General features: G+C 64.6%; 26 protein-coding genes, 1 tRNA gene and 1 pseudogene. 7 read left to right on the top strand and 21 right to left on the bottom strand.

Annotation, left to right across the window (positions count from 1 at the left end; all coding sequences use genetic code 11):
- Positions 1–92: 92 nt before the first annotated feature.
- Both IVB50_RS32780 and IVB50_RS32775 read right to left on the bottom strand, forming a co-directional pair.
- Complete coding sequence (locus IVB50_RS32780; RefSeq protein WP_018453126.1) at positions 93–1,040, bottom strand: TAXI family TRAP transporter solute-binding subunit; 948 nt, start codon at positions 1,038–1,040, stop codon at positions 93–95.
- A 162-nt stretch (positions 1,041–1,202) separates the two neighbouring features.
- Positions 1,203–1,682 (bottom strand): hypothetical protein, encoded by a 480-nt coding sequence (locus tag IVB50_RS32775; protein WP_018453125.1) that lies wholly within the window; start codon positions 1,680–1,682, stop codon positions 1,203–1,205.
- Between the two features lie 194 nt (positions 1,683–1,876).
- On the opposite strand from IVB50_RS32775, the gene IVB50_RS32770 reads away from it, so the two are divergent.
- Entirely contained in the window at positions 1,877–2,179 is a 303-nt protein-coding gene (locus IVB50_RS32770; RefSeq protein WP_026232467.1) for a hypothetical protein, read from the top strand.
- Between the two features lie 159 nt (positions 2,180–2,338).
- On the opposite strand, the gene IVB50_RS32765 is transcribed toward IVB50_RS32770, so the two are convergent.
- Together IVB50_RS32765 and IVB50_RS32760 are read right to left on the bottom strand one after the other, a co-directional pair.
- A complete protein-coding gene (locus IVB50_RS32765) occupies positions 2,339–3,553 on the bottom strand; it encodes a hypothetical protein (protein WP_018453123.1) in 1,215 nt (404 codons plus the stop codon).
- A 70-nt stretch (positions 3,554–3,623) separates the two neighbouring features.
- On the bottom strand, positions 3,624–4,253 hold the full coding sequence (locus tag IVB50_RS32760; protein WP_247299247.1) for a CoA pyrophosphatase: 630 nt from the start codon (positions 4,251–4,253) through the stop codon (positions 3,624–3,626).
- A 66-nt stretch (positions 4,254–4,319) separates the two neighbouring features.
- On the opposite strand from IVB50_RS32760, the gene IVB50_RS32755 reads away from it, so the two are divergent.
- The 4 genes from IVB50_RS32755 (at position 4,320) to IVB50_RS32740 (ending at position 8,150) form a co-directional block, all read left to right on the top strand.
- On the top strand, positions 4,320–4,745 hold the full coding sequence (locus IVB50_RS32755) for a PaaI family thioesterase (RefSeq protein WP_026232466.1): 426 nt from the start codon (positions 4,320–4,322) through the stop codon (positions 4,743–4,745).
- Positions 4,746–5,025: 280 nt separating this feature from the next.
- Positions 5,026–6,036, top strand: a complete 1,011-nt coding sequence (locus tag IVB50_RS32750) for an aldo/keto reductase (protein WP_018453120.1) — start codon at positions 5,026–5,028, stop codon at positions 6,034–6,036.
- Positions 6,037–6,049: 13 nt separating this feature from the next.
- Positions 6,050–7,363 (top strand): tetratricopeptide repeat protein, encoded by a 1,314-nt coding sequence (locus tag IVB50_RS32745; RefSeq protein ID WP_247299245.1) that lies wholly within the window; start codon positions 6,050–6,052, stop codon positions 7,361–7,363.
- Positions 7,364–7,559: 196 nt separating this feature from the next.
- Entirely contained in the window at positions 7,560–8,150 is a 591-nt protein-coding gene (locus IVB50_RS32740) for a hypothetical protein (RefSeq protein WP_018453119.1), read from the top strand.
- Between the two features lie 32 nt (positions 8,151–8,182).
- Here IVB50_RS32740 and IVB50_RS32735 read toward each other — a convergent pair.
- A pseudogene (locus IVB50_RS32735) lies at positions 8,183–8,316 on the bottom strand (oleate hydratase); the annotation flags it as partial.
- A 270-nt stretch (positions 8,317–8,586) separates the two neighbouring features.
- Between IVB50_RS32735 and IVB50_RS32730 the strand changes: the two are divergent.
- A complete protein-coding gene (locus IVB50_RS32730; protein WP_018453118.1) occupies positions 8,587–8,907 on the top strand; it encodes a hypothetical protein in 321 nt (106 codons plus the stop codon).
- 58 nt (positions 8,908–8,965) lie between these two features.
- On the opposite strand, the gene IVB50_RS32725 is transcribed toward IVB50_RS32730, so the two are convergent.
- From IVB50_RS32725 to IVB50_RS32715, 3 genes are read right to left on the bottom strand one after another with little or no spacing between them, the layout of a single operon-like run.
- Complete coding sequence (locus tag IVB50_RS32725; protein ID WP_018453117.1) at positions 8,966–10,237, bottom strand: NAD(P)/FAD-dependent oxidoreductase; 1,272 nt, start codon at positions 10,235–10,237, stop codon at positions 8,966–8,968.
- Positions 10,238–10,247: 10 nt separating this feature from the next.
- Positions 10,248–10,958, bottom strand: coding sequence for a dihydrofolate reductase family protein (locus IVB50_RS32720; protein ID WP_026232465.1), 711 nt, complete (start codon positions 10,956–10,958; stop codon positions 10,248–10,250).
- Between the two features lie 19 nt (positions 10,959–10,977).
- The gene (locus IVB50_RS32715; protein WP_018453115.1) at positions 10,978–11,652 is read right to left on the bottom strand and encodes a heme-binding beta-barrel domain-containing protein; all 675 of its coding nucleotides are present in this window, start codon (positions 11,650–11,652) and stop codon (positions 10,978–10,980) included.
- 625 nt (positions 11,653–12,277) lie between these two features.
- On the opposite strand from IVB50_RS32715, the gene IVB50_RS32710 reads away from it, so the two are divergent.
- Entirely contained in the window at positions 12,278–13,420 is a 1,143-nt protein-coding gene (locus IVB50_RS32710; RefSeq protein WP_018453114.1) for a helix-turn-helix transcriptional regulator, read from the top strand.
- 13 nt (positions 13,421–13,433) lie between these two features.
- Here IVB50_RS32710 and IVB50_RS32705 read toward each other — a convergent pair whose 3' ends face one another.
- From IVB50_RS32705 to IVB50_RS32645, 13 genes are all read right to left on the bottom strand, one after another.
- A complete protein-coding gene (locus IVB50_RS32705; protein WP_007615460.1) occupies positions 13,434–13,682 on the bottom strand; it encodes a hypothetical protein in 249 nt (82 codons plus the stop codon).
- Positions 13,683–13,866: 184 nt separating this feature from the next.
- Positions 13,867–13,942, bottom strand: a tRNA-Phe gene (locus IVB50_RS32700).
- 185 nt (positions 13,943–14,127) lie between these two features.
- Positions 14,128–14,310, bottom strand: coding sequence for a DNA gyrase inhibitor YacG (yacG, locus tag IVB50_RS32695; RefSeq protein ID WP_007597555.1), 183 nt, complete (start codon positions 14,308–14,310; stop codon positions 14,128–14,130).
- Between the two features lie 155 nt (positions 14,311–14,465).
- Positions 14,466–15,095, bottom strand: coding sequence for a Maf-like protein (locus IVB50_RS32690; protein ID WP_007597557.1), 630 nt, complete (start codon positions 15,093–15,095; stop codon positions 14,466–14,468).
- Between the two features lie 156 nt (positions 15,096–15,251).
- Positions 15,252–15,719: a low molecular weight phosphatase family protein gene (locus tag IVB50_RS32685; RefSeq protein ID WP_018453112.1), complete on the bottom strand. Its 468-nt coding sequence runs from the start codon at positions 15,717–15,719 to the stop codon at positions 15,252–15,254.
- Positions 15,720–15,724: 5 nt separating this feature from the next.
- Positions 15,725–16,222, bottom strand: a complete 498-nt coding sequence (locus IVB50_RS32680) for a UPF0262 family protein (RefSeq protein ID WP_018453111.1) — start codon at positions 16,220–16,222, stop codon at positions 15,725–15,727.
- Positions 16,219–17,514, bottom strand: coding sequence for a histidinol dehydrogenase (gene hisD / locus IVB50_RS32675; RefSeq protein ID WP_018453110.1), 1,296 nt, complete (start codon positions 17,512–17,514; stop codon positions 16,219–16,221). Before hisD ends, IVB50_RS32680 begins: the two co-directional genes overlap by 4 nt.
- A gap of 152 nt (positions 17,515–17,666) precedes the next feature.
- Positions 17,667–18,104 carry a DUF2948 family protein gene (locus IVB50_RS32670; protein ID WP_026232464.1) on the bottom strand — a complete coding sequence of 146 codons (438 nt, stop codon included), beginning with the start codon at positions 18,102–18,104 and terminating at the stop codon, positions 17,667–17,669.
- Between the two features lie 81 nt (positions 18,105–18,185).
- Positions 18,186–18,845 carry an NAD(P)H-binding protein gene (locus IVB50_RS32665; RefSeq protein WP_018453108.1) on the bottom strand — a complete coding sequence of 220 codons (660 nt, stop codon included), beginning with the start codon at positions 18,843–18,845 and terminating at the stop codon, positions 18,186–18,188.
- 136 nt (positions 18,846–18,981) lie between these two features.
- Positions 18,982–19,806, bottom strand: coding sequence for an alpha/beta hydrolase (locus IVB50_RS32660; RefSeq protein WP_018453107.1), 825 nt, complete (start codon positions 19,804–19,806; stop codon positions 18,982–18,984).
- A gap of 19 nt (positions 19,807–19,825) precedes the next feature.
- Positions 19,826–20,335 (bottom strand): hypothetical protein, encoded by a 510-nt coding sequence (locus IVB50_RS32655; protein WP_026232463.1) that lies wholly within the window; start codon positions 20,333–20,335, stop codon positions 19,826–19,828.
- A 224-nt stretch (positions 20,336–20,559) separates the two neighbouring features.
- The gene (locus IVB50_RS32650) at positions 20,560–20,868 is read right to left on the bottom strand and encodes an EthD family reductase (protein WP_007615494.1); all 309 of its coding nucleotides are present in this window, start codon (positions 20,866–20,868) and stop codon (positions 20,560–20,562) included.
- A gap of 237 nt (positions 20,869–21,105) precedes the next feature.
- Positions 21,106–22,812, bottom strand: coding sequence for an FAD-dependent oxidoreductase (locus IVB50_RS32645; protein WP_018453105.1), 1,707 nt, complete (start codon positions 22,810–22,812; stop codon positions 21,106–21,108).
- Between the last annotated feature and the right edge of the window lie 9 nt (positions 22,813–22,821).

Below are 22,821 nucleotides of genomic sequence, written 5' to 3'. Positions count from 1 at the left end.
TTGTCCCGGGCATCCACGATCTTTCTCGCCTGGCCTTAGAACGTGGATGGCCGGGACAAGCCCGGCCATGACGTCCGATAACGAGGCCGACGTTACTTGATCAGCCCCTTTTCCTTGTAATAGCGGATCGCGCCGGGGTGCAGCGGAACCGGGCTGCCGCTGGCGGCCGTCTCGAGCTTGATCTCCTTGCCGGCCGCATGCGCGTTGGCGAGTTCGGGCAGCGACTCGTAGACCAGTTTTGTCATCTGGTAGGCGAGATCGTCCGACACCGCCGAGCTGGTGACGAGGTAGTTGACCACCGCCGCAGTCGGCACGTCCTTGTCCTGCCCGGTGTAGGTGTTGGCGGGAATGGTCGCCGCGATGAAGGGCAGGCCGATCTTGTCGACGGTCTCCTTCGGCACCGACACCACCACGATCGGGCTCGAGGTCGACAGATCCTTCAGCGAGGCCACGCCGAGCCCGGCCGATTGCAGCGTCGCGCCGAGCTGGCGGTTCTTCATGAGGTCGACGGATTCGGCAAACGGCAGATACTCGACCTTGCCAAGATCCTTGTAGCTCATGCCGGCCGCCGCCAGGATGGCGCGCGAATTCAGCTCCGTGCCCGATTTCGGCGCGCCGACCGACAGGCTCTTGCCCTTGAGATCCGCAAGCGTCTTGATGCCGCTCTCGGCAGTCGCGACGATCTGGATGTAGTTCGGATAGATCGCGCCGATCGTGCGCAGCTTGTCGAGCTTGGACTTGAAGCCTGCTTCCTCGTCGCCATCCCAGGCCGCTTTCAGCGAGTCACCCAGCGTGAACGCGATCTCGCCGCGACCCTGCTGGAGCAGGATCAGATTCTCGACCGACGCCTTGGTGGCCTGCACCTGCGTCTTCACGTTAGGAATCTTGTCGCCGTAGATCTTCCCGATCGCGACCCCGAGCGGATAGTAGACGCCGGAGGTGCCACCGGTCAGCACATTGATAAAGGATTGCGCCTGCGCGCAAGGTGCCGAGGCCGCCAGAGCAAGAGCCGCGGCCACGCCGAAAATCGTTCGTTTCATGATCTTTCTACTCCCCAAACCGGCCGGAAGTTGGCCGGATGAGGGGGGCGGGTCAACCCATCCAAAAGTCAAAACAGGACTGCAGTAAATGGCTGTGCTGGTTCGATTTTTGGGGAACTCGCCAGGTGCGGCGAGGTGGCGCAGCCAGGTCTGGTCAGCCCCTCACTGGAAGGTCATGTCCAGGCATTTGGAGATGTCGGAGCCGAGGCCGGAGGAGATGATGATGCAGCCGCGCACCTTCTGCGCGCCGACGTCGGCGGCCCACACCGAGTAGCCGCCGGGGCCGAAGAACGAATTGGTGTTCGGCGGCTCGGTCTCGGTCGCGTCGAAATCGTAATGGCCGTCGGTGTCGAAGATGCGCGGCTTCTTGGTACAGCCGCCGTCGGTCTGGACGTTGATGACTTCCTTGTTGTCCCGGGTCAGCGCCAGCGAGACCTGACAACGGAAATATTCCGAGGTCTTGGTGTTGAAGAGGTAGGTGTATGACTTGCAGGTCGCGGTGTTCAGCTTGCCCGGGGCCAGGCCGCGGCTGCACGAGATCCTCTGGTTGTGGCTGAGCTGGTAATCATCGGCACGGGCGGCCGGCGCGAGCACCGTCAGCAACAGGCCGGCGGCCCAGCAAGCTTTAATGACGAGGTTCATTCGAATCATCCCCTACCCAATGTTTTTGTCGAATTGCGTTCTAGACGGAAAGCGGAACATAGTCGCGCGGGGACGAAGGGAAAATCACAAACTGCTCGGCAAGACGTGATGCGCTGCGGCGCTTTCGCAAATTGACCTGGAAGCGCCGTTCGTGATTTGTTCAAGCCGGGAGCCTCGATGGGGAGGATAGGGTGATGGCATTTTCGACAAGGATATTTTTGGTGACGGCCGTGCTCGGCGCGTTCGCTGCACCCGCATTGGCGCAGACCGCTGCAACACCTTGGGAGCTCAAGCCCGACACCGGCTACGCCTATGACAAGGACGGCAAGACCTTCTCCTACAAGATGGGCACCAGCAATGCCGGCGAACTTCTGAAGGGCGCCAAGAAGGTGCCGAAGGGCACGCTGTTCTTCCTCGGCCACAACGGCCAGCTCTACATGCGCAGCGGCCCGTATCTGGAAGGCGACGGCAAGTTCAAGTTCGGGTCGGATCAGTAGGGCGAGGTCGCGGCGACGCCACACACTGCTGTCGTCCCGGCGAAGGCCGCGACCCATACCGCGTGATCCCTCGATTGCGTACGGCCGCAGTACCGAACGACCGTCCTCCCAAACTATGCCCTGTGGTAATGGGTCCCGGCCTTCGCCGGACGACGCCGCCTAAAACGCCCCCGCCAGCTCGCGCGCGCCGGCGTTGTTGCTGTTGCTGTCCATCCTCGTATCCGTCACCGCCAGCAGCTTCGCCACCGTGTTGTGGCGGATCGCGACCGGGTTACGCTCGTAGCCGCCGCGCTGGAAGAAGTTCGAAGTCGGCACCTGCTCGCGCATTACCTGCGGCATTGTCACCATGTCGAGGCCGGTGCCGTCGCCGGTGAGGTTCATCATCTCGAGCTCGGCCGCGCTGAGCGGGCGGTTGTAGCCCTTGGCACGCGCGAACAGCACCGAGGTGAGCAGCTTGTGAGTCTGCAGCATCGGCCCGATATCGATGTCGAGCACCATGGCATGCATGGCCCAGCCCTGCGCGGTGTTGCCGATCTTCTCGTGCTCCGACCAGGTGTCGGGCACCGACTTGGCGTGCGCCACCATTTTCTTGAGCACAGTGAGCTTGTGCTCGAGCGACTGACGCGCCGGGCCTGAGGTCCGCGCCACCTTGTCAGAGAGAGCGCGGATGAATTCATGGCCTTGCTCGGCCAGCAGCTCGACGCTGTTGGTCGTCAGCAGCTGGTTGTAGCCCATCGCGGTCGAAATGGCGCGCTTGCCGCCATGTTCGATTCCCGCCTGCACGTCGTAACTGCCGGTGCCGCCGGTCTCGAACGCGTAGACCCGCACCGCCTGCTCGCGCGTCAGCCCCGAGGCCAGCGCGTAGCGTGCATAGACGCGCTTGAATTCGACTTCGTTGGCCGGCCGCTGTGGCGTGAACTGATAAAGCTCCTGCGCCGCGCGCAGCAGATCGGCGACCACCGGGATCGGCTTTTTCGTCGGGCGGTCCGGGGTTTCCTCCGGCTCCGGATTCACCGGCCGTTTCGGCCCGTTATAGAGCGGCGGATGCTCCAGCACGTAATCGTCGAGCGTGACCTGCTGCCCGCTGCGCCGCTTGGCATTACGGCCTTTCCGCTTCTCGGAGATCTGACTCCAATAGGCGCCGGCTTCCTCGTCAAAGGCCGCGCGCGCCGCCTGATACTCCTGCAGCTTGCGGCGATATTCCAGCACGGCGGGCGACACGCCGCCTTGCGCAAAGAACTGCGACAACAGCTGGGCATTGGCATTGCGGACGGCCGGCGGCAGCGCGTCGGATTCGCCGCCGCGCACGGCAGGCGCGAGCAGGACGAGCGCGAGTGGAACCAGTCTCACGGCATTTCGAATCGATTGATGCATGCTGCCCTCTTAGCAGGCATCCGGTAACTGTCACGTTAACGCGCCGTTTACCTCGTTTTCGCCCCTCGCATCATTTCCAGGCGAATACCGGCTGTTCCAGCTCGGTGACGCGGGTGTGCCGTCCTGCCAGCACTTCGCGGAACTGGTAGATCAGGGCCGCCGTCGGTGCGTGAATCAAGCTCGACTGATGATGGAAACGGCTCACACGGCGCGTGCTCTCGGGGATCGCGACGAAATCGAAGGCGTCGGCGCGCTCGACCGTCGCAAGCGCGATGCGATGGACGGAGGCGACCTCGTCCGGGTTTGGTTTGATCGCGGCACTATCGGCGGCCCAGACCACGACCGGCGTGATCAGATAACCGGAGCGGGTCGGATAGTCATCGAGCGTGCCGAGCACCTCCGCGCCGGTGAGGCGCAGGCCAAGCTCCTCGTCGAGCTCGCGCAGTGCCGCCTGGACCGGCGTCTCGCCGGCATCGCAGCGTCCGCCGGGAAGAGCCCATTGGCCGCGATGGGCGCGCAGATGCGATGCGCGCAGCGTGAGCAGGAACGCCGTGTCATCGCGCTCGCTGGCTGCGGTCAGCGCAATCACCACAGCGGCACGCTTCAACGCCGCCGGCGCCTCATCCTCCGGCAGCCGCGTGAAGGCCGCACAGGCAGCCGCGATATTCCGCCGTGTGGCATCGTCGAACGGTCTCATCATGCTTGACTACACCACGTCCGGCCCCGATGAAACGAGATCGCACGACCCGCTCAGGAAATGGACGACATGACCAACAAGACCGCCGCGAGGCTGAAAGCAGACGGCTGGACCATCCTGGAGACCACGGGCTTCATGCACCTGATCGGCCCATTGTGGGAGCGCAAGGTCGACGGCCAGTACGAATTCGCACTTGCGACCGAGGACAAGCACCACAATCGCCGCGGCATGGTCCAGGGCGGCGTGATGATGACGTTCGCGGACCGTACCTGCGGCATGACTGCCCGCTATGTCTCGGGCAAGGAGTTCATGGCGACGGTGCAGCTCGACACACATTTCGTCGAAGCCGGCCAGATCGGCGACATCCTGATCTCCCGCCCGCGCGTGGTGCGCTCGACCCGCAGCCTGATCTTCATGAGCACCGAGGTGACGGTGGACGGCCGCTGCGTGGTGATGGCCAATGGTGTGTTCAAGATCTTGAAGGGGCCGGGGTAGGAGCGATACCCACCGCTGTCATTCCCCGCGCAGGCGGGGAATCCAGTACGCCGCGGCTTCTCGATTGAACTACAGCCCTCTCGGAATACTGGATCGCCCGGTCAAGCCGGGCGATGACAGCTGAGAGCGTAGCAAGCATCTCCGCCAACCGCGTCATTGCGAGCGCAGCGAAGCAATCCAGACTGCCGCCGCAGACGCATCTCTGGATTGCTTCGCTGCGCTCGCAATGACGGAGTGAGACGGTTATGCTGTCGCCAGAAGAAGCAGCAAGGACGCGCCCATGCAATACCGCCAACTCGGCCGCAGCGGCCTGAAAGTGTCGCCGATCTGCTTGGGCACCATGATGTTCGGCGGGCCGACCGATGAAGCCACCTCAAAGCGGATCATCGCGAAGGCGCACGAGGCCGGGGTCAATTTCATCGACACCGCCGACGCCTATTCCAAGGGCGCATCCGAACAGGTCGTGGGACGCGCCATCGGCAACAACCGTCACGCCTGGGTGCTGGCCACGAAACTCGCCAATCCCATGGGCGACGATCCCAACCGTGTCGGCCTGTCGCGACGCTGGGTCTTGCAAGCGGCGGATGAGAGCCTGAAGCGGCTCGGCACCGACCACATCGACATCTATTATCTGCACAAGGAAGACCATTCGACGCCGCTGGAGGAGACGGTGCGCGCGATGGGCGATTTGATCCGCGCCGGCAAGGTGCGCTATTTCGGCGTCTCGAACTACCGCGCCTGGCGCGTCGCCGAAATCTGCAACATCTGCGACCGGCTCGGCATCGACCGGCCCGCGGTGAGCCAACCCTATTACAACGCCATGAATCGCATGCCCGAAGTCGAGCACTTCCCGGCCTGCTCCTATTACGGCCTCGGCATCGTGCCCTATAGCCCCCTGGCGCGCGGCGTGCTGACCGGCAAATACACGCCCGACGCGGCTCCCGACAAGGAGACGCGCGCGGGCCGCAATGACACCCGCATGATGCAGACCGAATGGCGGCCGGAATCGCTCCAGCTGGCGCAGGAGATCAAGGCCCACGCCGAGAAAAATGGCATCACCGCAGGCCAGTTCGCGGTCGCCTGGGTGCTGAACTCCGCCTTTGTCTCCTCGATCGTTGCCGGCCCGCGCACCGAGGAGCAATGGGACGGCTATACCGGCGCGCTCGACTATCGCTTCACCGCCGAGGACGAGGCGCTGATCGACAGACTGGTCGTGCCGGGTCATCCCTCGACGCCAGGCTACAACGACCCGGCCTATCCGATTGAAGGACGTCGCGCGCGGACGGCCTGAGCCGGAGACAAGAATGGCCCTCGAAGATCGCTACGGCCTGCCGCTCTCTACCTCTTCGCCCAAGGCGGCGTCCGCTTATCGCGAAGGCGTCGACCTCATGCTCGCGGGCTGGACCGGCACGGCGGAAACCTTGGAGTGCGCGATTGCGGCCGATCCGGATTTTGCGCTGGCCCATATCGCCCGCGCCCGCCTGCATGGCTTCTATCAGCAAGGCGATCTGGCACGGCAGAAGGCGGCACTCGCCCGTGAGCTCGTGGCGACACGCGGCACGGAACGCGAGCGTTCGCATGTCGAGACGCTGGCGCTTTCAATTGAGGGCCGGCTGCCCGAGGCAATCGCGGCGACGATGAAGCACGTCGAGGCGTGGCCGCGCGATGCATTGGTGCTGTCGCTGCCGCTCGGCGCCTTCGGCCTGTTCGCGTTCTCCGGCATGGCCGATCACGACCGCGCCCGGCAGGAGCTGTGCGAGCGCGTCGCGCATGACTATGGCGAGGATTGGTGGTTCCTCACCATGTACGGCTGGGCGATGACCGAGAACGGCAATGTCAGTCGCGGCCGCGGTGTCACCGAGCGCGGCTTCGAGCTGCGCCGGCAGAATGCCCATGCCGTGCACGCCGTGCTGCATGCGATGTTCGAGGACGGTTCGATCGAAGCGGCCGACCGGCTCGTCGACGACTGGATCCCCTGTTACGACCGCGCCGGGATCTTGCACGGCCACATCCGCTGGCATCAGGCGCTCGGCGCGCTGGAGCATGGCGATGCCGCGCGGGCGCTCGCGATCTATGCCGATGTGCTGCAGCCAAAGGCCACACAGGCGCCGCCGCTCAATCTCGTCACCGACGGTGCGTCACTGCTCTGGCGCCTGTCGGCTTACGGCCACGTCGTGCCGAGAGCGCTCTGGGTCGAAGCCGATGCCACCGCGCAAAGACTGTTTCCGAAATCGAGCCTGCCCTTCGCCGATATCCACATGGCACTGTTCGCAGCCGCAACGCAAAATCGCGAGGCGCTTGTCGCGCGGTTGACCGCGATCGAGCAGCGGCTCGCCGATGGCAAGCTGCCGGCCGGCCCCGTCGTGCCGGCGGTCTGCCGCGCGCTGGCAGCCTTTGCGGACGAGGATTACGCGGCATGCGTGCAAATGCTCGCGCCGGTCCTCGACGAGGTCGTGCGTCTCGGCGGCAGCCACGCCCAGCGCGAGTTGATCGAGGACACTTTTGTCGTTGCCCTCATGCGCAGCGGCGACCTGCCGCGCGCCCGCGCCCTGCTCGACGCCCGCCTGCACCGCCGCCCATCCTTGCGCGATACGCGCTGGCGGGCGGCTATGGGGTAGCCCGCCACGAAAAAAACACCGGCCTGACGGCAAGTGCTGGCCGGGAATGGGTTGGGCGATATGGGCGAATTGCCGTTGGGGTGGCGCGGTGGTATTTCAGACGAGTCCGGCAGAACAAACGGGATCGCAACCAATTTACGGTTCGCTGGTTATCCGACGGGACTTTTCGGTCGTTCCCTGGCATGTGAGCCTTCCGATGCGCCTCTGCCGCCCCATCCTCGCTGCTGCCCTCGTCGCCACCTTGGTCCTCTTGGCAAGCCCTTGTTTTGCCGAGTCTTCCGCGCCGATTCCCGTCAACAATCCGCCCGGGCAACAGACCGCCTTTATCGACTTGCTGGCGCTGATGTCCGGCCACTGCAAGACGTTGAAGGTTGCCGGCCGCACCTTCCCCTGCAAGACGGTCGCCTACGCTCATGGTGACAAGGGCCGGGTCAATTTCACGGTCGCGGTCGACGATCCCGCTGATGACAATCACGTCGTGTCGTTCTCCGGCGAGAACGGCAAGCGCGCCGACGACAATTCCTACGAGCTGCCGATCGACCGCATGCTGCTCAACTCCAAGGACCGCCCCAAGGTCGACGGGCTGCCGGTGCCGGCCGAGCAGACCTCCACCGGCCTCTGCCGCCAGACCGGCAATTTCGCCGCCAAGAAGGTGAACGACGTCACCTGCTCCGCGACCGACAGCGAGGGCCGGAAGTACGAACTCCTGTTCGTCTCCGACGGCACGCCGGTGAGCGTGCGCCGCATCAGGCAGTCGGCGCCGTCGATCCAGGATCCGTTCAAATAGCTCCATCCGTTACGTGAACGCCTTTCCAGCGTCGCGAAGAAGGCGAGATTGACGGAATTCCTGGGCACCGGCAGCGGTCGGCCGCGCTGCGCGGCATGAACATGCTGGTGATGTAGGGCATGCGGCAGGGAATGCAGATCGCATCCTCGAAGACGCCAGGGTCGAATTCAGATGGCCGCGCACCAGCTGTGTGTCGAAGCCGAGATTGCTCACCGACGAATTCGCGCGCATCGTCACCACCGATGACGTGATTGCGTCATTCGCGGCAGAGTGATGGCAGAGTTGCGATCACGCCGGTGATGCGACAATAGATCTCAAGAGACGCACGCAGCCGCGCGAACCGGACCAATGTAACTGCGTCGTTTCGACGCCCGCACTGGCCGGAACGTGCCGGATGACCATGTGTTGTCACACGACATTCAACCGGAGTGATGACATGAAGTATCTCTTTGTCGCGATGGCCGTCGGTGCTGCGGCGCTTGTCGGCGGATCCGCGGCGAACGCGGCCAATCATTCAAGTGCGAAACAGAACGCGCCAGCCGCCCAGTCAACCGATATCAGCGCGCAGCACAGGCACCACCATCACGGCTATCGCCATCACTGGCGTCCTCACCACCATCACGGATTTCATCGTCCGCACTACCGGAGCTACGGCTATTATCCGCGGCACCACGGCTATTACGGCGGTGGACCGTACGGATATTACGGCGGCGGCGGTCCCAGCGTGACGTTCGGCTTCGGCGGCAGCCGCTGGTAAGACGAAAGGCAGCAAGACGAAGGGCTCGCGAAACGCGGGCCTTTCTTTGCTCGTCAGCCTATTCCCGCAAGATTATCCCCGCCGTCTGTTGACCGCTCGCCAGCGCCGCTTCGACTGTACCCATGTCGGCTCCGCGATAGAGCGCCTCGCCGGAGAACAGCACCGGACCGTCGGCGCGCGCAAGGATCGTTTGCGCCTCGCGCGTTCGCGGCGTCGCCCAGGAATAAGCGCCGCGGGCGTAGGGATCGTGCGCCCAGTTTGTCGCGACCGCGATGACGAGTTCGCGTGCGAGGTCCTGGCCCGACAGGCCAAAGACGATCGCAAGCGAATCGAGCCCGGTATCGATCAGCGCTTGCGGGTCGAGACGCGACAGCGCTGCCGTGCGCGGGCCGCCGAACCATCCGGTCAGCACGGGATGCCGGTTCGGATATTGCGTCCACCACACCGGGATGGCCTGGTCGGACAAAAGGAAGGCCATGTCCGCGAGCTCTTCCTTGCGCTCACGCCACCATGGCCGCCTGAAGCGCAGCAGGATTTTTATCACGTTACCGAAGCCGATATCGTCGGCCGCCGCCGCCTTCGCGCGCGCGCGGCTCGGCAGCCCGATCTCGCGCAACAACGGCAACGGAACGGTGATGATCACGCGATCGCAGCCCTGCACGTCGCCGCCGACACAGCGAACGACGATCGCGCCGCCCTCCTCCTCGATCGCCGACACCACGCAGCCGAAGCGAAACGTCACGCCAAGCTTGCGGCACTCGGCTGCCAGGAAGTCGATCATCCCACCATAGCCGCCCTTGATGCGCGCCTGCGGAGAGTGCCCGCCAGCCATCCATTCCTCGCGCAGCGCCAGCGTGGAGGCGGACTCGGGATCGGCCGCATCATAGCCCTCAACCATTCGCTCGATCGAATGGCGCAGCCGCGCATGCTCATCCCCGGCAAAATGCCGGCGCAGGAAATCGGCGACAGTGAGGTCGTCGTTCAATTCCCGGACCACGGCGTGCAGCTCAGCCTGATGCGGATCGTGGCGATCCTCGCGCACGATGTCAGCGCCGTCAAAGCCCCATCGCTCGCCCTCGATCTCCTGTAGGGACAGCCCGGCTTCACGCAGCAACGCGCGCGTGACCGGCGCCTCGCCGTGGACGAATTCGGCGCCGCCGTCGGCGGGGTAGCCGAACTCCGAAGCAGGCAGCGGGTGGATGCGGCCGCCGCAGCGCTCGCGCGCCTCCAGGATTGTCACGGTCCTGCCCGCGCGCGCCAGCTCGCGCGCCGCCATCAGACCGGCCGCGCCGGCACCGACAATGACGATATGCTCGGATGTTGCCGACATCTCGGTGCTGTTACTTGCCCACGGCCTGCGGATCGTTCTGGATCAGATAACGCAGCAGCAGGACGCCGCCACCGAGATCCCGCGTGCTCTCCAGCGTCATCGCGCTCAGCGGTGCGCGCCGGTCGCCGTCCGAGTCCGTGGAATCGAACACGAAGGGCGCGCCCTTGGCACCGTCGATCGCGGGACTGAGGATCAGGTTGAACTCGTCGATCAGGCCGGCACGCAGGAACGCGCCGTTGGCGACACCGCCGCCCTCCACCAGCAGGCGCTTCACGCCGAGCTCGCGGTTGAGGATGTCCAGCGTCAGCGCGAGGTCGATCTCGGACTTGCCGGCAAAGATATAGGACACGCCCTCGCCGCGGAGCCCCGCGAGATGCGAATCGGCGACGCTCTCGGTCAACACGACGACGATCGGATCGCCGCCGATATCGGAGCGGCCCCAGCCGATCTTGCCCTGCGCATCGAGCACGACGCCATAGGTTTTCGCGTCGCGTCGCACAAACCAGTTTTCGCGCGGAAATTTCGCGTCCGCCGTCGTGGGATAGGCATCGCCCTTGGCGAACTCCGAGCCGGTGATGCGGCCGATCACCCAGGCGTCGCCGCCGAGCTCGTCGTGGATCTTCTCGAACCAGTCCGTTCCTGCCCCCTTCGGGCGCCAGCGGCTCGGATGGGTGCGGCCGTCCAGACTCGAATGCATCAGGCAGATGACGTAAGGCTTCATGCGTATCTCCGGGCCGCGCTCAGGCAGCCGGCTCATTGCCCTTCTCATTCCCCGTGGCGCGATCGTTCACGATCAAAGCGAGGGGATTGAGCTTTGGCGGCGCGATGAGTTTCAGCGTGTTGGTGTCGCGATGGTTGAACGGCGCGCCGTGCACGAACAACTCGGTCTGGATCAGATAGGTCCAACTGCCGTCGTCGTTGAAGGTGATGTCGCAGCGGTAAGCATCGGTGCGGAACGCTTGTTCCAGAAAATCAGTCGAGCAGATCCCGTAAGCGGTGTCGCCGCGCTTGGCGGTCACGGAGATCTCCTTGTCGCCCGGCCCGGCCTTGCCCGACGCCAGCAGCACCTGCCCGCGCGGAATCGCCAGCGTCTGCATGATCAACCCGGTCGCGGGCTCCCACAACCAGTAGCCGACCTGGTCGTGGAAGGTGATGTCTTCCTCGGGCGTGTTGATGTGGATGTGATACCGCAGCCCATAGAGCAGCTGCGGCCCGTTGGCCTGCGGATCGATCGGGTCCATCCGGATGCGCTCGATGAAGGTCCGCCGCTCCGGCCCCTCGGCCTTCGGATTGATGTCGATACCCTTGTCGGCCTGCCAGACACCGGCGAGACGGCGGAGCGGGCCGAGATTGGCAAGTCCGTCGGGCGAGACGTCCTCGGGCTCGGTGAAGATATCGGCGGGAAGGGGGAGCATGGGTGTCCTCGCGTCGTTGCGAGGCAGCAATAGCATGAGAGCGCGGGCGTGGCTCGTTCTCCAGCCTCACAATCGCGAATGGACATAGGCGCCACGCGCAGACGATGCATGACGCGAAGCGGAGCCGAACCTCCTCAGTTCGGCTCCGTCGCCAGGACGCTTAGTGGCGGTGGTCCCGGACGATGGGTTGATTGCGATGGTCGCCCACGATGGGCTGGTCGCGATGGTCGCAGACGATGCGTCGTCGCGCTCGAGGGTGTAACCACGTCGCCAATGCGATCGCTGGATGGAGTTGTGCATGGAGTTCTGCCTTTCGCTTGGTGGATCACTGCGAGCTACCTGACAACAAGGTAGATTTTGCAATCGACGTCGAATCTGCCGCAGTTTTAATCAGACACCCGAGCGTCGGGCTTATGCAGCCAAGGCGTTGACGTTCCGTAATTCGTGAAAATCATGGCAGCTGCCCAGGAGAGCGTCATAAGCATTTGTGTTCGGTGTTCCCGTTTGCGCCACGGAATCACGATGATAAGATCACCTCAGGATTGTGAAATACACCATAGGCGACGAAGCCACTCCTAAACTAGCGTTCACGTGACGTCCGTTATTTTCAAGTGAGTGGTTTGGAATGCAGCAGGCTTCGGTCGAGAAGTTCTCGGACCTCATCGGCAGTGTCTATGATTGTGTGATCGCGCCGGAAGGCTGGACCGAAGTTCTAGATCAGATCTGCGCCCAGTTCGGCTTTGCCACCGGCGCGCTCTCGGTCGCCAGCCTCACCAACATGAAGGCCGTCGTCAATGCGGTCTCCGGGTCCGACCTGGCCCAGATGGCCCAGAACGGGGTCGGCTACGGCCCCGACATCATCGAGCTCTGGGGCGGCGCCGAACGCATTCGGCAATACCCGCTCGGCGAGCCGGTCGTTCAATCCCAAGCCGTCCGGCCGGACGTTATTTCCAGCAACCGCTACTATCGCGAATGGGCCATGCCCAGGGGCCTGTTCGACGCCGTTGCCGTCGGCCTCGTTCGCGACAGGACGATGGTTGGAAATGCGATATTCAGCCAGCATGAGTCGGCAGGCCGGATCGACGATGCGCAGGTCGACGGATTGCGCCTTCTGGCGCCTCACATCCGCCGCGCCGTGACGATCAGCAATCTGTTCGACATGAAGGCGGTGGAAGCCAACACATTCGCGGCGACGGTGGAGGCCCTGACGGTGGGCGTCGTCCTGGCCGACGAGGATTCGAAGATCGTTCACACCAACGCCGCAGCCGCGGCGATGCTCGCGGCCGGCGATCCGATCGTGGCAAGGCATGGCAGGATCGCGGTTCAATCCGCGGCGAGCACGGCCACATTGCAATCAGCCGTCGCGCAGGCGGCAAAGGACGAGGCGACGCTCGGGCAAAAAGGCATCGGCATCCCGATCCCTCGCCAAAGCGGTGAGCCTCTCGTCATCCACGTTCTGCCGCTGCGACGCAGCCACACACGATCCGGTCTGATCCAGAGCGCCGCTGCCGCCGTGTTCGTGACGTCAGCCTCCGGGCCGCCGCGATTGCTTCACGATGCGCTCAACCAGCTCTATGACCTGACGCCGGCCGAGATTCGCATCTTCGAGCTCATCTGCGAGGGACACACACGAGACGCAATCTCGGCCTTGCTCCGCGTTTCCGTCAGCACCGTGAAGAGCCATCTCATTCACGTCTTCGAAAAGACGGGCTGCCGGCGCCAGGTCGATCTGGTCAGGCTCGCGAAATCGCTGACGTTCCCGGTGTAACAGAAGACCGCGCTCAAGCCGCTTCCGACGTTGATCGCGCACGCTGCTCGAGCACGCCGATCGTCGAGACCAAATTGTCGCGTCGCGCGCGAAGATTCAGCGCAAGAAGCGGATAGGTCGGCTGAAGCACGTCAAACACCCCTGCTCTCGCCTCTTCCTCGAGAATGTCGGTGTTGATGAGTCTAACGCGCCACCACAAATCGGCGACCAACGCATCGAGCCGGAGTTCGCCGGCAGCACCAGAACGGGACATTTCTTGCATCACTTGCCTCAACCTGAAACGGCCTCTCTTCCAAGGCCAGACTTTGGTCCTGGCTGAGCAAGCAGAGTGCCAGCAACGGCGGGCGCGATCTGGTTCCGGAACGGATTGCTGCGCGAGCCGGCTGGTCAAGGCTTGGCGCTCAAGGCTTGGCGCTGGGCAAGATGTTGCCCGTGGAGAGCGAAAATGGTGCCCAGGGGCGGAATCGAACCACCGACACTGCGATTTTCAGTCGCATGCTCTACCAACTGAGCTACCTGGGCGTGCTCCAAAGAGGGGCCAAAGCCCATCGAGCGGGCGGTTTATAGTGGGCTGAAGGCTGCCTGTCCACCCACGCTTCGCCGATGGCTTCGCGGGGCGTGGCCCGGCTGTGCACAAGGCAGGACGTGGCTCGGAGGCAACGCCGCGTAGCGGTGCATCTACAATTTAAATGCTTGATAGAACAGGGTTATTCCTCTCCGTCTGCCTCGTCATCCCGGCCGGGAATGACATAGGAGCCTTTCAGCCAGCGGTTCAGATCGACGTCGCGGCAGCGCGAGGAGCAGAACGGGCGGGTGGCCTCGGACTGCGGCTTGCCGCAGATCGGACAGGTTTTGAGGGGGCTTGCGGGCTTTTTCACCTGGTCGTCCATAGGGTGCTCAGCTTACACGAGGTGAGAGAGTTCAAGAGCCCGTCGCCAAAGGGGTTCCTCCGGCGGAAGCGCAGGCGTCCCGGCCAGATTTCCGCGGGGCAATTCTACTGTGCATGGGGTTGTTTTCGCGATTTTTGCAGGAGCGGCTTTTCGGCTCAGACGGCGGTGGCGTTGAGCCAGCCGAAGCGGATCGGGAAACCTTCGCCGCCCAGCAGCGTGGTGGTCTCGTAGAGCGGCAGGCCGACCACGTTGGTGTAGGACCCCACCATCTTGACCACGAAGGAGCCGGCGATGCCCTGCACCGCGTAGCCGCCGGCTTTGCCGCGCCATTCGCCGGAGCCGATATAGGCCTGAATGTCGTCCTCCGAGAGGCGCTTGAAGCGGACGCGGGTCTCGACCAGGCGCTGGCGGAAGGCCTCGCGCGGCGTCACCAGGGTGATCGCGGTGTAGACGCGGTGGTTGCGACCCGACAGCAGCCGCAGGCACTGCGCGGCCTCGTCGACGAGGTTGGCTTTGGGCAAGATGCGGCGGCCGACCGCCACCACCGTGTCGGCGGAGAGGATGAAGGCGCCGCGCAGCTCGTCGTCAAGCTGCACCGATTTGAGCGCCGCATCCGCCTTGGCCCGCGCGAGCCGGTTGGCGCAGGCGCGCGGCAGCTCGCCCCGCTTCGGCGTCTCGTCGACGTCGGCGGGCCGGAGCGCGTCCGGCTCGATGCCGGCCTGGTTGAGCAGCGACAGGCGCCGCGGCGAACCGGAGGCGAGAACGAATTTGGGGCGGCCGAGCATCAGGTGATTTGGGGAATGAAGCAGGGGGTGAATTGCGCGCGGAACCTATCGGACGGGGGCTGATTTCACAACCCGGGAACCCGGACTTTACTGATTCGACGGGTACAGGATGCGTGTGCCTGCAGTCTGTGACGCGGGTGTTACGGGCGCCGAATGCTACCCGTTCGCCGCGCCCACCTTCGAAAACCGCCGGCGGATGCGCAGCAGGAGCTGGTCGCAGACGTCGCGATAGGCAGCCAACTTCTGGTCGCGGCTGCCTTCCATGGTGGTGGGATCATGCGTCGGCCAATACTCGACGTCGGCGGCAAGCGTGCGGGTCAGCTCCAGCGCCTTGTGATGCGCCTCCGGCGACAGCGTGATGATCAGGTCGAAATTCAACCCCTCCCAATCCTCCAGTTCCTCGAAGGTCTGAGGCTTGTGGGCGGAGATGTCCTGGCCGAGCTCGGCCATCACGGACACCGCGAACGGATCGAGTTCGCCGCGCCTGGCGCCGGCCGATTTCACGTAGAGCCCTTGCGGAAACATGTGCCGCAGCAGGCTCTCGGCCATCGGCGAGCGCACGCTGTTCATGGCGCAAGCGAACAGCACCGATTGCGGATCGCGTGCGCGTGGCGGACCCGCCATCGCGCTTAACCCTTCCAGTGCAGAACGGTAATGAGCGTGAACAGCCGGCGCGAGGTCTCGAAATCGACCCGCACCTTGCCCTTCAGCCGCTCCTGCAGCGTGCGCGAGCCCTCGTCATGGATGCCGCGGCGGCCCATGTCGATGGCCTCGATCTTGTCCGGCGTCGCTGTGCGGATCGCCTGATAGTAGCTGTCGCAGATCATGAAATAGTCCTTCACGATCCGCCGGAACGGCGTCAGCGACAACAGATGCGCGACCACGGGCGTGCCGTCCTCGCGACGGATGTCGAACATCAGCCGGCTGCCGGTGATCCCGATATGCAGCGTGAACGGCCCCTTCCCGTCGGCGCCCTCCGGCGCGAACAGGTTCTGCTCGATCAAATCGTAGATCGCGATCGCGCGCTCATGCTCGATGTCAGGCCCGGAACGGCCGATCGAGTCCTCGTCGAGCGTGACGCCGACGATGCGATTGGTCGAGTCGTCCTGTTCGGGCGGCTGGGTCATGACAAATTGAGGCGCAATCCAATCGAGCGCGAATGGGCATCTAGCCCCTCCGCCTTGCCGAGAATCATCGCGGCTGGTCCCAGCGCACGCAGCTGATCCGGGCCGCATTTCAGGATCGAGGTGCGCTTGAGGAAATCGTGCACCGAGAGCCCCGACGAGAATCGTGCCGAGCGCGCCGTCGGCAGCACATGGTTGGAGCCGCCGACATAGTCCCCGATCGCCTCCGGCGTATGCGGCCCGAGGAACACGGCGCCGGCGTTGCGGATTTTTGCGGCGAGCGCGTCGGGATCTTGCGTCATGATCTCGAGATGTTCGGCGGCAATCGCATCCGCGAGCGGAATGGCGTCGTTGAGGTTCTTCACCATGATGATGGCGCCGAAATCGGCCCACGAGGCGCTGGCGATTACGGCGCGCGGCAGCGTCTTCAACTGCGCCTCGACGGCTTTTTCGACATCGGCGGCAAGGCGCGCGGAATCGGTAATCAGGATCGACTGCGCGCTGGCATCGTGCTCAGCCTGGGCCAGCAGGTCGGCGGCAATCCAGTCGGCATTGCCGGTGTCATCGGCGATGACGAGCACCTCGGAGGGACCCGCGATCATGTCGATGCCGACCTTGCCGAAGACCAGCCGCTTTGCCGCGGCGACATATGCATTGCCGGGGCCGACGATCTTGGCGACGGGCGCGATCGTCGCGGTGCCATGGGCGAGCGCGGCCACCGCCTGCGCACCGCCGACGCGATAGATCTCGGTGACGCCACCAAGCTTTGCCGCCGCCAGCACCAGCGGATTGAGCTTGCCGTCGGGCGAGGGCACCACCATGACGAGACGCGTCACGCCGGCGACCTTTGCCGGCACCGCATTCATCAGCACCGAGGACGGATAGGCCGCGGTGCCGCCGGGCACGTAGAGGCCGGCGGATTCGATCGCGGTGTAGCGCCAGCCGAGCTCGACGCCGAGCTGATCGGTGAAGCGCTCGTCCTTCGGCAGTTGGCGGCGGTGATAGGTCTCGATGCGATCGCGCGCGAGCTTGAGCGCATCCAGCGTCGCTGCATCACAGGCTTTCACCGCGGCCTCGATCTCGGCGGCGGTGACGCGCAGGTCGGATGCATCGAGCGTCAACCGGTCGAACTTTGCCGTGGCCTCGAGCAAGGCGGCATCGCCCCGCTTCGCCACGTCGTCGACGATGGCACGCGCGGCCGCCTCGACATCGGCCGAGGCCTCGCGCTTGGCGGCGAGGAAGGCCCCGAATCGCTGGTCAAAATCGGCGCTGCTGCGGTCGAGACGAACGGGCATCTTGGCTTCTAACTGGTTTTTGGGGGCGCGGTTTGGCTCACCAGGCCCCTGCTCAATGGCGCGGCGGGGAAGCTGCGTCAACCCTTGAGCCGGGCCGCTCCCCTCCGGCGTCGTCCTGGCGAAACCGGAAGGCGTGGCGTTGGCATGCCACCTCACCCCTCGCCTTCAGCCTCCAACCCAGTCCCCAGCTGATCCGCCCCCAGATCAGTCAGCTCGCATTCCAGGCATTCGACGTCGAGGCGGATGGCGCCGCCTTGGGCAAACAGCAGCAGGGCGCTCCCGCCGGGGGCGTCCTGGCCGTGGAATTCGATGCCGACAAGGTCCAGGACAGTGTCCGGCGCGTCGAGGTCGATGTCGCGCGACTTGCAGGCGAGCACGCGGTCGAACCGGAGAGCCGCCACCAGCCTGCGCGGCTCGGCTTCGCCGTCCAGCGTCTGCTCCCAGTCCAACCGGCTCATGCCGACGACCAGCCGCTTTTCACTTTGCCGCCAGATGATGTCCGAGGGCTGCACGCGGGCGTCCTGGACGTGGGCCGAGATTACGGAGAGGTCGTCGGCGTCGAGTGCGATCAGTTTGAGCTGGGGAGACATCGACGGCGCTTTCTCCTTCGGGCGGATAGGGCTCAACGCGCGCGGGCGGCGAAATTTCCCTAGAACTAATGCCCTACGGGACTAGAGGCTATTGATATCCTCCATCTCCAGCACCTTTCGCGGATACCCCTCCCGCGCAACCCGGATCATGGCGCGGCCGATCTGCTCGGTCGAGGTAACGAGCCGCGGCGAGAGCCGGCGCAGCACCGACCACAGCGGCCAACTTGCTGCATACACGGCCTGCACCCACGCAGTCTTGGAGCGGGCACCGTGGAGCGGTTGGATCGCACCGGGCCGGAACATGTAGGCCGCCTTGAATGGCAGCTTGAGCAGGTCGTTCTCGGTCTTGCCCTTGATCCGCGCCCACATCCGCGAACCCTGCTCGGTGGAATCAGTGCCGGCGCCCGTGACATAGACGAATGTCATCTGCGGATTGAGCCGTGCCAGCGCGGTCGCCGCTGCGAGCGTGATGTCATAGGTCAGATGGCGGTAGCGCTCCTCGCTCATGCCGATCGAGGAGACGCCGAGGCAGAAGAAGCAGGCATCGAAGCCGGTGAGCTGCGCTTCGATCGCCGAGTAGTCCGTGAACTCGCCGTGTGTGATCTCGGTGAGCTTGGCGTGGCGCACGCCGGTCGGGCTGCGGCCGACCACGAGCACGCGATCGATGCGGGCATCGATCAGGCATTCGCGCAAGACGCCCTGCCCGACCATGCCGGTCGCGCCGAAGATGATGATCTGCATCGGGATCTCCCCGCAGCGCGCCTTCCGCGGCAGACTGACTAATGAAAGGCTGCAACCACCGGCTCACACGCGACTGGAACGTGTTCGCACCCGGCCGGTTCGAAATCAGATCGGTCCGCGCGTGGACTGAGGCCGCTCACCCCTTGAAGAACGCAAGCAGGTCCGCGTTGATGGTCTCGGCGTGCGTCGTCGGCATGCCGTGCGGGAAACCCTTGTAGGTCTTCAGCGTGCCGTTCTTCAAGAGCTTGGCCGACAGCGGCGCGGAATCGGCGAAGGGCACGATCTGGTCGTCGTCGCCGTGCATCACCAGCACCGGCACATTGATCTTCTTCAGATCCTCGGTGAAGTCGGTCTGCGAGAACGCGACGATGCCGTCGTAATGGGCTTTCGCGCCGCCCATCATGCCCTGGCGCCACCAGTTCTGGATCACCGCTTCCGACGGCTTTGCGCCGGGACGGTTGTAGCCATAGAAGGGGCCGGCCGCGATGTCGCGGTAGAAGCTGGCGCGGCCGGCAGCGAGCTGCACCTGGAAATCGTCGAACACGCTCTTGGGCAGGCCGCCGGGATTAGCCTCCGTCTTCAGCATCAGCGGCGGCACTGCGGAGAGGATCGCGGCCTTCGCCACCCGGCTCTCGCCATGGCGCGCGATGTAATGCACGACTTCGCCGCCGCCGGTGGAGTGGCCGACATGGATCGCGTTCTTGAGATCGAGATGGGCCGTCACGGCTGCGAGATCATCGGCATAATGATCCATGTCGTGGCCGTCGGCGACCTGCGACGAACGGCCATGGCCGCGACGGTCATGCGCGATGACGCGATAGCCGCGCGTGACGAAGAACATCATCTGCGCGTCCCAGTCGTCAGCCGACAGCGGCCAGCCGTGACTGAACACGATCGGCTGGCCACTTCCCCAGTCCTTGTAGAAGATCTCGACGCCGTCCTTGGTGGTGATGGTGGGCATTGCTAGGCTCCTTGTATGTTCAGGCGACCGCCATCGGCTTGAAGCGGCGCCAGGCGCCGATGGTGAACACCACGAAGAACACCAGCACGAGGCCCTGCACCACGGCGAACACCGGACCTCCGGGCGGCGCCGGCGCCACGGCGGGAGCGAGCGCGGCGAGCGCCGGCACCTTCAGGAACGACTGGATCACCAGCACGAAGACGTTGAAATAGAGCGAGATCATCGCGGTCACGATGTAGACCGGGCGCCACACCCCAGCGAGCTTCATGCCGTAGAGCGCGACGCAGGCGATCGCGAGCAGGACCAGCGAGATGATGCCGATGATATGCGACGGCAGCAGCTCCTTGAACGGAAACAGGAAGCCGGTGGCGCTGGTGAGGATCGTGAACGCTAAGAAAATCGTGGTGAGGCGCGGCATCGGCTTCGAGCCGAGCAGGCCGAACATCACGACAAGGCCGGCGGCGATGCCGATCAGGCTGATGATGACATGAACCAGCGTGAAGGCGGGCAAGCTCAACCCAAGAACCATGACATCTCTCCTACTCTCCATATTGAGGTCGGGATTGATATTACGGTCCTCATCGAATTGCCACACGCGCTGGCGTCACACATGCGTGCGCAGCCATGCGTCGTCGTGCGAATAGAAAACGCATGGCTGAATTATTTGCACCGCTGTCACAAACGACGGCAGTTGTAGCCCGGATGGAGCGAAGCGAAATCCGGGGCTACGAGTCGACGAAGTCGAATCGCGGTTCACACTTCCTTGGTGTCGAAGATCAACAGGTCGGCGCCGCCACTGGCGAATTTCGGCACGTCGGCACCGGTCGCCTTGCCTTCCGGGCTAGCGAATGCCGCCTGGATGTCGGCTGTGCTGTCGAAGGTGAGAATGGCGACGAGATGGATTCCGGAAGGTCCAGCGGGGGAGCCGACCGGCCCCTTGCTGATGGCGTACTTCTTCAAGCCTGGAAGTTTCTTGGCGAGCGGAATATGGGTCTCGGCATAGTATTTGTCGAAGGCCGCAGCATCCGTGGGCGTTTTATACAGCACGACGATTTCAGCCATTTAGTCCTCCCGTTAAGCGCTTCTTTGTCGATCCTCATGGTGAGGAGGCGCGCGAGCGCCCCTGCGGACTATGCTTGCGCATCGCCGCGCGAACCATGCAGGCCCGACTTTGGCAGCTGGGCCTTCATCCTTCGAGACGCGCGCAATGCGCGCTCCTCAGGATGAGGAGATAGTCACGCATCACACCGCAAGATGGCAAGCCTCATTCGACTTGCCATTTACTTGCCTTGTCCTTGACTAAAGCGCCGGTTTTGCGGCGTCGCCGAGGAAGCCGTGCAGGGAGGCCACGACCTGGGCGCCTTCGCCGATGGCGCCGCCGACGCGCTTGACCGAGCCGGAGCGGACGTCGCCGACGGCGTACACGCCGGGCACCGACGTCTCCAGCGGCGCAACCAGCCGGCCCTGGTTCTGCTCGGACTGCGCGCCTGTGACGACGAAGCCGCCGCGATCGAGCGTGATGCCGCAGCCGTCGAGCCAGCTGGTGGCGGGATCGGCGCCGACGAACAGGAAGAGATTGCGGATGTCGGCGAAATCCTCGTCGGCCGAGAGCCGGCTCTTCCAGCGGATGCGCCGCAGCAGCGAGGCCTCGTCGCCTTCGAGCGCCGTGATCTCGGTGTTGAACATCAGTTCGATGTTCGGCGTGGCTTCGATGCGCTCGATGAGATAGCGCGACATGCTGGCGCCGAGACCGCCGCCGCGGATGATCATCAGCACTTTTTTGGCGTGCCCCGACAGGAACACAGCGGCCTGCCCCGCCGAGTTTCCGGCGCCGACCAGCGCCACTTCCTCGCCGGCGCAGAGCTTCGCCTCGACCGGCGAGGCCCAATACCAGACGCCACGGCCTTCGAACTTGTCGAGGTTCTCGATCTCGGGCCGGCGATAGCGTGCGCCGCTTGCGACCACCACCGCGCGCGAATGCAGGGGATCGCAGCCGTCAAGCGCCACCGAGAACGCGCCGTCCTTGCGCGTGCAGTCGAGCGACTTCACCGTCACCGGGATCATGATTTCCGCGCCGAACTTTTGTGCCTGGTTGAAGGCGCGCGCGGTCAGGGCCTGGCCGGAAATGCCGGTCGGAAAGCCCAGATAGTTTTCGATGCGCGCGCTGGCGCCGGCCTGGCCGCCGAAGGCGCGGGTGTCGAGCACGGCGACGGAGAGGCCTTCGGACGCGGCATACACGGCCGTGGCGAGCCCGGCTGGCCCCGAGCCGACGATCGCGACGTCGTAGATACGGTCGTTGCGCGGACCGCCGATCATGCCGATCGCGCGCGCAAGCTCGGTTTCGCCGGGATTGCGCAGCACCGCACCATCGGGTGTGACGACCAGCGGCCAGTCGTCCGGCTTGGGCGAATAACGCGCGATGACGTCGGCGGCGTCGCGATCGCGCGCGGGATCGAGCAGATGATGCGGCTGGCCGTTGCGGGTGAGGAAGCCCTGCAACCGCACCACGCCTGCCGAATGCGACGGACCGATCAGCACCACGCCGCCGACGCCGCCCTGGAGCAGATTGACCCGGCGCAGGATCAGCGCGCGCATGATGCGCTCGCCGAGTTCGGCCTCGGCGACCAGCAGCGCGCGCAGCCGCTCCGGCGGCAACAGCAGCGTCTCGACATCGCCTTCGGCGCGGCCGTCGACCAGCGCCGGCCGTCCGGAGAGCTGGCTCAGCTCGGCCAAAAATTGCCCCGGCCCCTGATCGATCAACGGCGTGACATGGCCGAGGCCGTCGCGCTGGGTGATGGCGACGTGGCCCTTGAGCACGACGAACATGCCGGGTCCCGGCTTACCGGTCTCGAACAGGAATTCCCCATCGGCATAGTTGCGGACCTCGCCGAAATGCCTGACACGCCCGATCTCGGCTGGTGTCAGCGCCGGAAAGGTCTGTTCAGGGCGGGTGAACCGCGACATCTGCGCGTCACTCTCGGGTCGTTGCGATTCGTCCTGCCCCATTGCCACGTC

The organism is Bradyrhizobium sp. 87 (assembly GCF_023073015.1).
Classification (GTDB): Bacteria; Pseudomonadota; Alphaproteobacteria; order Rhizobiales; family Xanthobacteraceae; genus Bradyrhizobium; species Bradyrhizobium canariense_D.
Note: the sequence above shows the minus strand (reverse complement) of the source record. Positions and strands in the feature narration are given on the sequence as shown.

Coding starts and splice junctions, on each gene's coding strand:
- IVB50_RS32740 (WP_018453119.1), top strand. CDS start 7,560: ATGCGCCTCTGCCGCCCCATCCTCGCTGCTGCCCTCGTCGCCACCTTG.
- IVB50_RS32775 (WP_018453125.1), bottom strand. CDS start 1,682: ATGAACCTCGTCATTAAAGCTTGCTGGGCCGCCGGCCTGTTGCTGACG.
- IVB50_RS32680 (WP_018453111.1), bottom strand. CDS start 16,222: ATGACCCAGCCGCCCGAACAGGACGACTCGACCAATCGCATCGTCGGC.
- IVB50_RS32690 (WP_007597557.1), bottom strand. CDS start 15,095: ATGCTCGGCCGCCCCAAATTCGTTCTCGCCTCCGGTTCGCCGCGGCGC.
- IVB50_RS32725 (WP_018453117.1), bottom strand. CDS start 10,237: ATGTCGGCAACATCCGAGCATATCGTCATTGTCGGTGCCGGCGCGGCC.
- hisD (WP_018453110.1), bottom strand. CDS start 17,514: ATGCCCGTTCGTCTCGACCGCAGCAGCGCCGATTTTGACCAGCGATTC.
- IVB50_RS32720 (WP_026232465.1), bottom strand. CDS start 10,958: ATGAAGCCTTACGTCATCTGCCTGATGCATTCGAGTCTGGACGGCCGC.
- IVB50_RS32670 (WP_026232464.1), bottom strand. CDS start 18,104: ATGTCTCCCCAGCTCAAACTGATCGCACTCGACGCCGACGACCTCTCC.
- IVB50_RS32730 (WP_018453118.1), top strand. CDS start 8,587: ATGAAGTATCTCTTTGTCGCGATGGCCGTCGGTGCTGCGGCGCTTGTC.
- IVB50_RS32650 (WP_007615494.1), bottom strand. CDS start 20,868: ATGGCTGAAATCGTCGTGCTGTATAAAACGCCCACGGATGCTGCGGCC.
- IVB50_RS32710 (WP_018453114.1), top strand. CDS start 12,278: ATGCAGCAGGCTTCGGTCGAGAAGTTCTCGGACCTCATCGGCAGTGTC.
- IVB50_RS32645 (WP_018453105.1), bottom strand. CDS start 22,812: ATGGGGCAGGACGAATCGCAACGACCCGAGAGTGACGCGCAGATGTCG.
- IVB50_RS32745 (WP_247299245.1), top strand. CDS start 6,050: ATGGCCCTCGAAGATCGCTACGGCCTGCCGCTCTCTACCTCTTCGCCC.
- IVB50_RS32765 (WP_018453123.1), bottom strand. CDS start 3,553: ATGCATCAATCGATTCGAAATGCCGTGAGACTGGTTCCACTCGCGCTC.
- IVB50_RS32750 (WP_018453120.1), top strand. CDS start 5,026: ATGCAATACCGCCAACTCGGCCGCAGCGGCCTGAAAGTGTCGCCGATC.
- IVB50_RS32780 (WP_018453126.1), bottom strand. CDS start 1,040: ATGAAACGAACGATTTTCGGCGTGGCCGCGGCTCTTGCTCTGGCGGCC.
- IVB50_RS32660 (WP_018453107.1), bottom strand. CDS start 19,806: ATGCCCACCATCACCACCAAGGACGGCGTCGAGATCTTCTACAAGGAC.
- IVB50_RS32715 (WP_018453115.1), bottom strand. CDS start 11,652: ATGCTCCCCCTTCCCGCCGATATCTTCACCGAGCCCGAGGACGTCTCG.
- IVB50_RS32705 (WP_007615460.1), bottom strand. CDS start 13,682: ATGCAAGAAATGTCCCGTTCTGGTGCTGCCGGCGAACTCCGGCTCGAT.
- IVB50_RS32685 (WP_018453112.1), bottom strand. CDS start 15,719: ATGGCGGGTCCGCCACGCGCACGCGATCCGCAATCGGTGCTGTTCGCT.
- IVB50_RS32755 (WP_026232466.1), top strand. CDS start 4,320: ATGACCAACAAGACCGCCGCGAGGCTGAAAGCAGACGGCTGGACCATC.
- IVB50_RS32665 (WP_018453108.1), bottom strand. CDS start 18,845: ATGCAGATCATCATCTTCGGCGCGACCGGCATGGTCGGGCAGGGCGTC.
- IVB50_RS32760 (WP_247299247.1), bottom strand. CDS start 4,253: ATGATGAGACCGTTCGACGATGCCACACGGCGGAATATCGCGGCTGCC.
- yacG (WP_007597555.1), bottom strand. CDS start 14,310: ATGGACGACCAGGTGAAAAAGCCCGCAAGCCCCCTCAAAACCTGTCCG.
- IVB50_RS32655 (WP_026232463.1), bottom strand. CDS start 20,335: ATGGTTCTTGGGTTGAGCTTGCCCGCCTTCACGCTGGTTCATGTCATC.
- IVB50_RS32770 (WP_026232467.1), top strand. CDS start 1,877: ATGGCATTTTCGACAAGGATATTTTTGGTGACGGCCGTGCTCGGCGCG.